At 36.0% G+C, this 11,853-nt stretch carries 10 protein-coding genes; 4 read left to right on the plus strand and 6 right to left on the minus strand.

Annotation, left to right across the window (positions count from 1 at the left end):
• Window positions 1–5 precede the first annotated feature (5 nt).
• Both GQR44_RS06785 and uspE read left to right on the plus strand, forming a co-directional pair.
• Window positions 6–737 (plus strand): FNR family transcription factor, encoded by a 732-nt coding sequence (locus GQR44_RS06785; protein ID WP_166370575.1) that lies wholly within the window; start codon window positions 6–8, stop codon window positions 735–737.
• 143 nt (window positions 738–880) lie between these two features.
• Window positions 881–1,819 (plus strand): universal stress protein UspE, encoded by a 939-nt coding sequence (uspE, locus tag GQR44_RS06790; protein ID WP_166370577.1) that lies wholly within the window; start codon window positions 881–883, stop codon window positions 1,817–1,819.
• Between the two features lie 215 nt (window positions 1,820–2,034).
• On the opposite strand, the gene GQR44_RS06795 is transcribed toward uspE, so the two are convergent.
• From GQR44_RS06795 to GQR44_RS06810, 4 genes are all read right to left on the minus strand, one after another.
• Window positions 2,035–3,921 (minus strand): methyl-accepting chemotaxis protein, encoded by a 1,887-nt coding sequence (locus GQR44_RS06795; RefSeq protein ID WP_166370579.1) that lies wholly within the window; start codon window positions 3,919–3,921, stop codon window positions 2,035–2,037.
• A gap of 267 nt (window positions 3,922–4,188) precedes the next feature.
• A complete protein-coding gene (gene bcp, locus GQR44_RS06800) occupies window positions 4,189–4,653 on the minus strand; it encodes a thioredoxin-dependent thiol peroxidase (protein ID WP_166370581.1) in 465 nt (154 codons plus the stop codon).
• A gap of 138 nt (window positions 4,654–4,791) precedes the next feature.
• Window positions 4,792–5,889 carry an AI-2E family transporter gene (locus GQR44_RS06805; protein WP_166370583.1) on the minus strand — a complete coding sequence of 366 codons (1,098 nt, stop codon included), beginning with the start codon at window positions 5,887–5,889 and terminating at the stop codon, window positions 4,792–4,794.
• 132 nt (window positions 5,890–6,021) lie between these two features.
• Window positions 6,022–6,228 carry a sulfurtransferase TusA family protein gene (locus tag GQR44_RS06810; protein ID WP_166370585.1) on the minus strand — a complete coding sequence of 69 codons (207 nt, stop codon included), beginning with the start codon at window positions 6,226–6,228 and terminating at the stop codon, window positions 6,022–6,024.
• Between the two features lie 247 nt (window positions 6,229–6,475).
• Here GQR44_RS06810 and GQR44_RS06815 point away from each other — a divergent pair, with 247 nt between their 5' ends.
• Entirely contained in the window at window positions 6,476–7,921 is a 1,446-nt protein-coding gene (locus GQR44_RS06815) for a M48 family metalloprotease (protein ID WP_166370587.1), read from the plus strand.
• 85 nt (window positions 7,922–8,006) lie between these two features.
• Here the strand turns inward: GQR44_RS06815 and GQR44_RS06820 are convergent, their stop codons facing one another.
• On the minus strand, window positions 8,007–9,266 hold the full coding sequence (locus GQR44_RS06820) for a NupC/NupG family nucleoside CNT transporter (protein ID WP_166370589.1): 1,260 nt from the start codon (window positions 9,264–9,266) through the stop codon (window positions 8,007–8,009).
• Window positions 9,267–9,867: 601 nt separating this feature from the next.
• On the minus strand, window positions 9,868–10,500 hold the full coding sequence (locus tag GQR44_RS06825; RefSeq protein ID WP_205962992.1) for a hypothetical protein: 633 nt from the start codon (window positions 10,498–10,500) through the stop codon (window positions 9,868–9,870).
• Window positions 10,501–11,105: 605 nt separating this feature from the next.
• Here GQR44_RS06825 and GQR44_RS06830 point away from each other — a divergent pair.
• Complete coding sequence (locus GQR44_RS06830; RefSeq protein ID WP_166370591.1) at window positions 11,106–11,726, plus strand: LysE family translocator; 621 nt, start codon at window positions 11,106–11,108, stop codon at window positions 11,724–11,726.
• Window positions 11,727–11,853 lie beyond the last annotated feature (127 nt).

The raw sequence follows: 11,853 nt of genomic DNA on the forward strand, positions 1-11,853 counted from the left end.
GGAATATGGAAAAAAATAACTCAGGTCGAGTACAAGCCGCTGGTAGTTCAATACATTGTCAAGATTGTAGTATTAGTCAGCTATGCATTCCCTACTCTCTTAATGAGTCTGAATTAGATCGTTTAGATGACATTATAGAACGTAAAAAACCGATTCAAAAAGGACAAGAAATTTTTAAAGCTGGCGAAGATATGAAGTGTTTATATGCCATTCGCTCAGGGACTTTAAAATCTTACACAATTACTGAACAAGGCGATGAGCAAATTACGGCTTTTCATTTAGCTGGTGATTTAGTGGGTTTTGATGGTATTAGTTCTGGTAGTCATCCAAGTTTTGCACAAGCTCTTGAAACGGCAATGATATGTGAAATACCTTATGATACGCTAGATGAGTTATCAACAACGATGCCTAAACTAAGACAACAAATCTTGCGTTTAATGAGTAATGAAATCGTTGGCGATCAAAATATGATCTTACTGCTTTCGAAGAAAAATGCAGAAGAAAGATTAGCTTCATTCATTCATAATTTATCAGTGCGTTATTCTGCTCGCGGTTTCTCTCCAAGAGAATTTAGATTATCAATGACACGTGGCGATATTGGTAACTACTTAGGGTTAACTGTAGAAACTATCAGTCGCTTGTTAGGTCGTTTCCAAAAAAATGGCATGATTGCAGTTAAAGGTAAATACATCACAATATTAGATGAACCGCAACTCGCTGAGTTAGCAGGCCAATAACATAAATTTAACATCTCCTCCATTTCCAATTTTAAATAGCCAGAAACTGATTTAATTTGATTTTTCTGGCTAATATCACTATATGTTTGCCTCCATTTGTTCTAAATTAGAGTTAAGTGATTTATTAAATCTCGGAGGCTAACATGCTCAAATACCGTAATATTTTAGTTTATATAGATCCAACTCAAGAGCAACAACCCGCATTGCAACGTGCAGTCGAAATTGCACAAAAAGGAAAAAATGCAAAAATAACATTATTCCTATGTTGCTATGACCTTACCTATGAAATGACCTCTTTAAGCTCCATGGAAGAACGACATGCCATGCAGTCGCTTGTTATACGTGACAACAGAGAATGGTTAGAAACGCTAGCTGCGCCTTATCGTGAACAAGGATTAAGCATTGGTTGCCAGGTACACTGGCATAACCGACCTTTCCAAGCAGCAATTCAATCAATATTAAAAGAAGGTTATGATTTATTAATTAAATCAACACACCCTCACTCTCGTCTTAGTGCTATTTTATTCACGCCGACGGATTGGAATTTATTACGTAAATGCCCAGTACCACTTTTATTAGTTAAAGCTAAATCATGGCCTGAAAATGGTAAAATTTTATGTGCTATTGACTGTAAAAGTATTCAAGATACCGAGCACCATGATCTTAATGAAACAATTTTAAGTGAAGCGAATGACATTGCAGCGATGATCAATTCAAATATTCATGTAGTTAATGCTTACCCAAGCCCTCCTATGAATATTATGATGGAGCTACCTGAATTTGATCCTATTCATTATGAAGATGGATTAAAAAAATTCCATCAACAAACCTTGAGTGATTATGCTCGAAAATACCAAGTAGATGAAAAAAATATCCACTTGCATCAAGGTTTACCAGAAGATGTGATCAGCTCTGTTGCCTGTGATATTAAAGCAGAATTAGTTATTTTAGGCACTGTGGGCCGCTCAGGTTTAGGATTAACATTACTCGGCAATACCGCAGAACAAGTAATTGATAAATTAGACTGTGACTTACTAGCACTTAAACCAGAAGGTTTTGTTAGTCCAATCAAACTTGAATAAGCATGACTAGACTTTTAGGTCTGAAATTGCACTGTTGACTGACAATAATTAGTAGTCGTCGAAGGTGATAGTTGATAGTTGATAGTCATCGTTAGTATTTAAACAGCTAATTAAATTAAAAACTAACTGCAATAAATCGCAAATATAAAGCCCAACAAAATTTTCGCTTGTTGGGCTTTATTTTTTCTAGGATCTTTTACGTTAAATAAGATCGCCTAGATTTTAAATACTTCAACTGACTTGCTCAATACCGTAGCAATGGTTGATAACTCTTCAGATCTTTTACTATTATTCGCAGAACCTTCAAAAGTGACTTTAGCAATATCATTTATTTCAACAATACTCTCGTTTATATCACCGGCTACCAAGGTTTGTTCTTCTGCAGAAGTAGCAATTTGATTATTCATATCTTGAATCACTGAAATCGCTTGGCGTATTTGCTCTAAAGCATTATTCGCTTGTTGTGATTTCTCAGCCGTCATCTGCGCATTATTCACGTTCACTTGCATCAACTCAACTGAGTTTTTAGACTCATTTTGTAAGCTACTTATCATCGCTTGAATTTCTGTAGTGCTTTCCTGTGTTCTATTTGCAAGGCTTCTAACCTCATCAGCTACCACGGCAAACCCTCGCCCATGCTCACCGGCTCTTGCCGCTTCAATGGCTGCATTTAACGCTAATAAGTTAGTTTGATCAGAAATACTACGTATAACCTCAATAATACTGCCAATATCATCAATTTCACCTTCTAATTTAGTCATCACCTGTTGCACGCTGGTAATACCGCTAACTAAGGTTGAAATATCAGTATTCATATCAAGCACAACGTTAATGCCTTGGGTAGATTGATGATTTGCTTCATCAGCAGCTGAAGAAGCTTGCAAAGCGTTACGTGCTACTTCATCAACTGTAACCGTCATTTCATTCATCGCCGTGGATGTTTGCTCTAATTGCACCATCTGCGACTCTGAACTGCTATTAACACTCAAAGCCGACTCTGACATCATAGTTGACACACTATTAAGCTGTCCTGATGAGAGATTAATATTTTCAATAATTCCCTTCAGGCTACTTACCATGGTTAATACGGCTCTATATACACCTGTTTCTTGGCCATTAGCAGGGGTAATTGATTTTAGATCGCCACTCGCTATTTTTTGTACAATCGCTTCGATATCAGCAGGTTCTCCACCAATAGGACGATACATTAACTTAATAATAATGAGATAAATGCTATATAGAGAAATAATGATAAAAGCTAATGCCATCCATAAACTGGTTGCAAGATTATCATTCGATGCTTCATTGATATTATCCCAACTACTCCATGCCCAAACTGTCCAGTTCATACCTTCAATACGTGTTGCGGCTACGTCATACTCAGCGCCTTCAAAACTATAATCATGGTGGCTTACGCGATCATTTTTAAATTCTTGATAAGAAGGACGAATGTGATATATATTTTTCCCAATTAACTCACTATCTTTTGCCGCCAATAAGTAACCATCTTCACGACTAACAAAAATATTATTCTCAGGAGTTAATTTTTTAATGAAATCGGTCACCTGATTAATACCAATATCAACGCATAATGCCCCTATTATTTTTCCATTACGTTTTACAGGCACCACTAATGCCATCACTGCACCGCCAAAGTTACTCATATAGGGTGTAGTAATAATTTTTTCTTCGCCATTAAATGCACGAAGGTACCATTCACGCTTTTGTTCTTTTGCGTTAAACCCTTCAATCAAACCATCGGCTGCATCGGAATAAGTTTTTGCATCCTTAGTCGCAACGTAAGCTTCAAGCACCCCTAGATTCTTTTTCATCAGATGTAACGTTGAAACTGTCTTATCTATATCGAGTAACCCTGTTTCATCAATTTCAATATCATTCGCGATCAAATTTAGCACATCAAAATAACGTTCCATTTTTTGTTCGACGGCTTTAGAAATTAAAAACGATTGATTATCGAGTTTAGCAATATAATTTTCCGTAGAAGATGATTTGAAATTATTAAAACCAACCCCCGATACCAATAATATTGAAGTTGCAAATAGCAACCCTATTAACAACAACATTTTAGCTTTTACAGTCATGCTTTTTCCCTGAAGAGTTTTACGAGTGACTCTTCATATAATTATAATTTTATGGATTGAATAGTTTTTTAGATGCTTTGCAGATTAGAATAAACCAGTAAATACGCCCCTACTAATAACACTAAAGCCATAAATAATTATTTATGGCTTTAGTGTTGAGATAATTGTTTAAGTCACTGCTTAACTATTTATTTGAACTGCTACTTAAAGCAGCAACACAAATAATGACACGTTGCTTACTTCATATTTAGAATTTAAGTAACTGACTTATGCTTTTGAATTTAAATAGTTGAGGACAACTTCGTGATGGTCTTTAGTTTTAAACTTGTTGAAGATATGCTCAAGATTTCCCTGTTCGTCGATTAAGAATGATGTTCTCACTACGCCCATATTCTCTCTACCCATAAACTTCTTCAACTGCCAAACACCATAGTCTTCACAGGTGCTATGATCTTCATCGCCAAGTAAGGTAAAGTTTAGCGATTGTTTATTGATAAAGTTTGTTAATTTTTTGGGCGTGTCAGGGCTGATACCTAATACCACAACATTTAAATCCGTTAGCTCATCTTTACTATCTCTTAAGGCACAAGCTTGTGTCGTACAGCCAGGTGTTGATGCTCTAGGATAAAAATACACCAACACTTTTTTACCAAGATAATCACTTAAATTAACAATTGAATTATTCTGATCTGGTAATGAAAAATTTGGCGCGCTGCTACCGATTTCTAACATACAATTTTCCTTGTAAACTAATGATTAATTTTAATTTTTCTATTTATTATTCTTTATTTCTATCGATTTAAATATTTGAATAAGAAACACTTTTTGCCTGCACTAGCTTAGCGGCAAGTTATTCATATTCTTTAACATTTATTTAATAATTGTTGACGATTCAAGAGATAAACCTTCTTCTATTTCAGTTTGCGTGTTCGGCCATGCATTTAAAACCGCTTTAACTAATGTGGCTAAAGGAATAGCAAAAAACACTCCCCAGAATCCCCATAACCCACCAAAAATAAGTACAGAAATAATAATCACAACAGGGTGTAAGTTAACCGCCTCTGAAAATAGAATCGGTACAATTAAGTTACCATCAAGCGCTTGAATAATGCCATAGGCTATCATCAAATAGGCAAATTCAGGAGAGATCCCCCATTGGAATAGAGCCACCACTGCAACAGGCACTGTAACCGCTGCCGCACCGATATAAGGAATGAGCACCGAAAGTCCGACCAATAACGCTAATAAAGCAGAGTATCTTAAGTCCATAATAAAAAAGGTAAAATAAGTCGCGACTCCAACGATCAAGATCTCGGTTATTTTACCGCGAATATAATTCATTATTTGACCATTCATTTCCGACCAGACTTGTGCAGCTAATTTGCGATTTTTAGGCAAGAAACGCGTGCTACTTTTAATTAATTGGTTTTTATCCTTAAGCATAAATAGCATCATTAATGGTACTAAAATGGCATAAACTAACAGTGCGGCAATATCTAATAAAGACGCAAATGATTGAGATAGGAGAAACCCACCACGCTCTAATAAATAACTTTTTATAGTGCCAATAATATGCGTAATAGTCACCGGATCAATAGCTTCGGGATATTGCGTTGGCAACGTTAAAATATAAGCCTGTCCCTGGTTTAACATGGTCGGTAAATCACGAATAAAGGCGGCGCCTTGTTTGAATATAGTCGGTAACACCCCCAAAAAAGCAAACATAGCAACTGAAATAAATAACACCATCACTATCAAGGTCGCTAATGTTCTATTGATTTTGAAACGCATTAAATGAGTAACAGGCCAATCTAATAAATAAGCCAAGACAATCGCCACAAATAAAGGAGTCAGTATATTCCCGAAAAGGTAGATGACGATAAAAGAAAACAGTAATAAAAGGAACAAAACACTTAAATTGGGGTCAGAGAAACGTGTCTTATACCATTGAAATAGTTGCATAAACATTCAATATTGATCCTTATATTAATTACAAGGTGTCATTTTACAGAGTAATAGACACTGGTGGTGCGCTTTAAAAATAACCTGAATCGCAGAGCTTAAAACAAGCGACAAGTTATCTAACATGTGCAAGTACAATTAATCACTCAACTTAACTAATAATGTAGTTTGATCGCAGCTATAGCAATAGTTTTTTTTATCCAAATATAATCGTAGATCTTGCATTGCAGCTTGGTTAGAGAAAAGAATTTTAATGTCCACTGAATGCTCAGTCTTAATTAAAGTTTGCTTTAATAAAACTAATGCTAATGGACAACGTATATTACGTAAATCTAAACAGTACATAGAAGTAACTTATAACGCTATAAAACATTAATTGTACCATCTTGTTAATTTAAATAGTTGCCAATAAATACTCAGGAAAAACAAAATGGGGTTGTTTGCGAAATAATAAGCCCCCTCTTTTTTAATGTGTAAGGCACCCATTAATCGAGTTGGATGATATGATGCTATCAACATCTTTGATATCGAGAATGTTGTAATAGGCTAATTTAAATAACTTTTAAATAAATAAAATAAACTGGAGTAAAGAATGCTTTACAAATTAAAACTATTTGCGGTGTGTTTTTTTCTCTTATGCCAGTCTCCTAATAGCCTAGCCAACAATGACCTACCTGAAATAGGAACGGTTGGTTCTGGTGTGCTCACTATCGAAAAAGAAAAGCAGTATGGTTGGGCTTTTAATATGATGGCAAACCAATCATTACCTATTATTGATGATCCAGTTTTAAATAATTATATTGCAACGCTTGGGCAAAATATTGTGGCCAACGCAGATTCAGTAAAGCTCCCCTTTAAATTCTTTCTAGTCGAGGATGATGAAATTAACGCAGCTGCTTTTTTAGGCGGAAATGTTAAAATCAATACAGGGTTATTCCTCTATGCAGCAACGGAAAGTGAACTTGCCAGCGTAATTGCACATGAAGTAGCGCATATTACACAACGCCATTTAGCACGAATGTTAGAGCAACAATCGATTAGCAACCCCGCTTCTATGGCCGCCATGGCGGGTTCTATTTTACTCGCTTTAGTCTCTCCCGCCGCAGGTATCGCGGCATTAACATCGACAATGGCCATCAACATGCAAAGCCAAATTAACTATACTCGCCAAAATGAGTTTGAAGCGGATCGGATTGGTATTCAAACCCTCGCCGCTGCGGGTTACGATCCCTATGGAATGGCTGATTTTTTTGGTAAATTGGCTGAAAAGTATAAATATGCAAGTCTACCTCCACAAATGCTATCAACTCACCCTTTACCAGAAGCTCGCTTGTCCGAAGCACGTTTACGCGCTAGCCAATTAAAAAAAACAAATATCAATAACAGCTTGAATTACCAGCTAAGTAAGGCACGCATCTTTGTCAGGTATTATCGCCTGAATGCTCCGGTTTTAATTAACAAGTATCAAGGTGAATTACAAAACCACAAGTATCAACTTAAACAGGCTGCAGAGTATGGTTTAGCATTGGCTTATTTTAAAAACAAAGATTATGACAAAGCACAGGAAATTAATCAGAAGTTGTTGAATGATGATATTAATAATCTATTTTATATCGATTTAGCAGCAGATATTGCCTTAGCAACCAATAAGGAAAAAGATGCAATACAATTATTGATGTCATACGATAATAATTTGTCAGGTAATGAAGTTATCCTGCTCAACTTAGTCATTGCTTTGCAGCAAGATCAACAATATGTATTAGCTGAAAAGAAATTAGAGTTCTTTGTACGTTCTCATCCTAAACATGTCCTCGCTCATAAGATAGCCATTACTCTTTACAAAAAAATGTTAAACAAATCAAAGGAGCATGCTATGCGAGCAGAATATCTCGCGTTATTAGGCCGTTTTAGAGAGGCGTCACAACAAATGGGTAGCGCATTAGCTTATGCAGACAATAAGCTGGATCAAGCACGTTATAGCGCCAAAATTGAAGAGTTCAGACGTGATGATATTCGATTACAGGAACTGCAACAGTAACTCATCAACTTTTTCAAATCTTAGATTAAAATAATAAGAGGTGGGGTTAATTGTTATCCAATGTAGCGGCTCTGTTCGGCCGCTACTAAATAATACTCAATGCAAAGAAAATACCTACCAATGTCGCACTCATAAAGTTAGATAACGTACCAGCTAATATTGCCTTTAGACCTAGACGTGCAATATCAGCACGACGGCTAGGCGCAATAACACCCAAGCCACCTAACAATATAGCCATTGACGACAAATTAGCAAAACCACATAATGCGACGGTTAAAATAACCTGCGTATGTTCGCTGAGTATATCTCGCACATTAATAAATTCGATATAAGCGACAAATTCATTAACCACTAACTTTTGCCCCAATAAACTTCCCGCTTCTAGTGCTTCAAACCATGGGATCCCCAATATAATAGCGATTGGAGCAAACAAATAACCTAAAATAGATTCTAAGGTTAATGCTTGTATACCAATCACACCACCAACAACTCCCAAAATATCGTTAATTAAAGCAATCAGTGCAATAAAAGCGATCAGCATAGCACCTACATTAAGAGCAAGCTTAAGACCTGAAGCAGCACCACTTGCCGCAGCATCAATCACATTAACGGGTTGAGCAAGGTTATCTTCATCTTGTAACTCAACTTCATCAAAATCAATTTTGGTTTTTTCTGTTTCAGGTTCAAGCAGTTTTGCCATTAATAAACCACCGGGCGCAGCCATAAACGAAGCGGCAATAAGGTAATCTAAACTCACTCCTAGCGACGCATACCCTACCAATACAGATCCCGCTACGGATGCTAACCCACCACACATAACAGCAAACAGTTCAGAACGAGTCATATTTTTAATATAAGGTTTAACGACCAATGGTGCTTCCGTTTGCCCAACAAAAACATTAGCCGCAGCAGACATTGACTCACTGCGACTGGTACCTAATACTTTTTGTAAAAAACCGCCGAAAATTTTAATAATTACCTGCATAATACCTAGGTAATAAAGCACCGCCATCAATGAGGCGAAGAAAATGATAATAGGCAAGACTCTAAAGGCAAAAACAAAACCGCCAGCACCAAAGATTTCGAACATTTTCCCCGAGACTAAACCACCAAATAAAAAGCTAACTCCAGCATTGGCGCTATCAATAACACCCTGAACCGCAGCTGACATCGCCTGTAGAAAATTAGCCCCCCATGGCGTAAAGATCACTAATGCAGGAATAAATGCTTGTAATATAAATGCTCCACTGACTGTTCTAAAGTTGATAGCATGACGATCACTTGAAAACATCACGGCAATCGCTATCAAGCAAAATAGGCCAACAAATCCAAACAGTATTTCCACAAGTTTCTCCATTCTTCACTTATATGCGGGGCGAATTCAACATTTAAGTCATAAAAATTGATATAAAAAAACACACTCGAAAGTGTGTTAAAAAATAAATTTGATATTCCGCTAAGCATAAAACTCTGTTCATTTTGATGATCACCAAAATAACAGCTTAGATTTTTCAATGCCTAAATTCACATCATAATTATATAACAGTGCTGTTGATAGCTAAACAAATTACATCAGCTATTTTTAAAACCTTATCAGGCATTGATAGATGGCTTAACAGTTCGGCAGCTCAATGAGAACAAGCTTGGGAAAAAATTGAGGTTATTTAGCCTCAATTCGGAATAACGGAAAAGAACGTTTTTATGATTTTAATCTATTTTTAATATTTAAATCTAAACACGTTAAGTTTGAATATATCAGCATGGTTAATTCGTACAGTTCAAGGCAAACTATCAAACCAATAACGGCTTATTGGAAGATAGATTAGCACAGGAACCCACAGAATTAACTGTGCTGAATCGCCTTGCTTATCTTGAGGTTAATTTAGAGCTTAACTTTCAACTTATTCTCCAACTTAACCTCCAAATTAATCTCCAGCAGAGACTAGCTATAACACTTTTTGGAAGTGAGCATTATTAGCAGGATCCACAGTAAAACCCATTTTAATTAAATAGTCCTGATGCACAGGATCTAACACCGTCACATTTAGAGACTTAACACCTTTTTCCTTTAAAAAATGGCGATGAGTTTTAAAATAATAAGCGCCTAATTTATAATCCCGATAACGTGGTAGCACATAGTCTAAATAGATATCAAAACAACCATCTTTTTTAACGGTTCCAATCAATAAACCAGCGATATTGTTGTCTCTCAGTAGATAAAAAACCTGATTCGCTTGGCACAGCTGCTGAATAGAACTTTGCATCATTATTTGTTGTTCATTATGACGAATGAAGTGCCACAAAAACTCTGAGTCAATGTTAGTTGACACTATTTTAAATTGTTCTTTAGTGGAATAGATGCCATATAAGAAGTACAAGTTAATCGCAGCGATGCCAAGATTCATCGCCAAGGTAGGCCATGAGTCAATGAAATAAGCAAAAGTAGCAAACAGTAAACAACCGATAAGATTTATAAAACGTAATTTAATAATCGAGGTCATGGTAAGAGAAATTAATACAACCAATGACGCAAAGTAACCAAACCATTCAACCCAATCTCTCAAGATTGATTCAATCATAATTCAAACCTCCCTTTTTAAGCTTATATTTTAATATAAGCCCTTGATTAATAGTGCGACTGAAGTACTTTGGTCCCTTACCAATCAATATGTTGATTGTAGATATTGGTAAATAACCGAAATAATCACTTCATCGCCTAAGCCCATCGTATCCATTATCTTTGGGCACTTTTTATTAGCTGCACACTCCTGTGTTAGCTCAAAATAGCAAACTAGCGACTCAATTTTGCTAAAACTAATAATAAGTAATGGTTAGTGTAGAGACTGATTAAAAATATAATGCGATAAGAATCAAATAAGCTTGAGGAAATTATCGGTTTTTTTATATTTCGAGATACAAAGTGAGTAAAGAAACTAATCAGCTAGCTGATTAGGTGAATCATTTAACAAAAAAAGCGATTTAATGGCCTAATAACAACGTAATCGCGGATAGTTAAGTTGAGCGCTCTACTGAAAAAAATAACAAACATTTAAGCTTTAAATCAATTATTTATGCAGGACTTCAGTTACTGATTAAAGTACAATCTTGGTAATAAACATCACTTAAAAAATACACGGGTCATTCTATTTACGACTAACCTCCTCAATATATGTTCGAGATATTTATGGATAACAATTTACTGCTTTTATTTATTCCTACTTTTTTTGCCGTTTCTATCACGCCAGGGATGTGCATGACACTTGCAATGACGTTAGGTATGACGATTGGTATTCGCCGTAGTTTATGGATGATGATGGGCGAATTAGTTGGTGTTGGTTTAGTCGCATTATCAGCATTAATAGGTGTCGCTACCCTATTATTAGCAAGACCAAACTTATTTTTAATCCTTAAATATGCAGGTGGTGCGTATCTATTATATCTAGGTATTCAAATGTGGCGCTCGCGCGGTAAAATGGCGATCCCCTCCACTCCCGTCGATAACCAAGCAATTAAGCGAAGCGCACTAATAAGCCAAGGGTTCATTACAGCAATTGCGAACCCTAAAGGTTGGGCATTCATGATCTCTTTATTGCCTCCTTTTATTAATCCAGATAGTGCGTTATTACCGCAAGCCTCCCAATTGATTGCCGTAATATTATGTTTTGAGTTAATTTGTATGTTGCTTTATGCAACGGGTGGCAAAACGTTACGCCATTTATTACAACAGCAAAGCAGCGTCAAAATATTAAACCGCATCGCCGGTTCAATGATGATGTTTGTCGCATTATGGCTAGTGGTCAGTTAAGTAGTTAGGTGGATAGTAGGTATATAGATAACTTACTAATATTTTAACTATTTAATACTGCTGCTTAGTTTGAGGTTAAAACATAATTTAGTGGTTTTAATTAACATTTTCGAACCAATAAACAGCC

Origin of the sequence: Psychromonas sp. SA13A (assembly GCF_011378715.1) — a bacterium.
Taxonomy (GTDB): domain Bacteria; phylum Pseudomonadota; class Gammaproteobacteria; order Enterobacterales; family Psychromonadaceae; genus Psychromonas.

Coding starts and splice junctions, on each gene's coding strand:
- GQR44_RS06785 (WP_166370575.1), top strand. CDS start 6: ATGGAAAAAAATAACTCAGGTCGAGTACAAGCCGCTGGTAGTTCAATA.
- bcp (WP_166370581.1), bottom strand. CDS start 4,653: ATGTTAGAAATCGGTAGCAGCGCGCCAAATTTTTCATTACCAGATCAG.
- GQR44_RS06815 (WP_166370587.1), top strand. CDS start 6,476: ATGCTTTACAAATTAAAACTATTTGCGGTGTGTTTTTTTCTCTTATGC.
- GQR44_RS06795 (WP_166370579.1), bottom strand. CDS start 3,921: ATGACTGTAAAAGCTAAAATGTTGTTGTTAATAGGGTTGCTATTTGCA.
- GQR44_RS06810 (WP_166370585.1), bottom strand. CDS start 6,228: ATGTACTGTTTAGATTTACGTAATATACGTTGTCCATTAGCATTAGTT.
- uspE (WP_166370577.1), top strand. CDS start 881: ATGCTCAAATACCGTAATATTTTAGTTTATATAGATCCAACTCAAGAG.
- GQR44_RS06825 (WP_205962992.1), bottom strand. CDS start 10,500: ATGATTGAATCAATCTTGAGAGATTGGGTTGAATGGTTTGGTTACTTT.
- GQR44_RS06830 (WP_166370591.1), top strand. CDS start 11,106: ATGGATAACAATTTACTGCTTTTATTTATTCCTACTTTTTTTGCCGTT.
- GQR44_RS06805 (WP_166370583.1), bottom strand. CDS start 5,889: ATGTTTATGCAACTATTTCAATGGTATAAGACACGTTTCTCTGACCCC.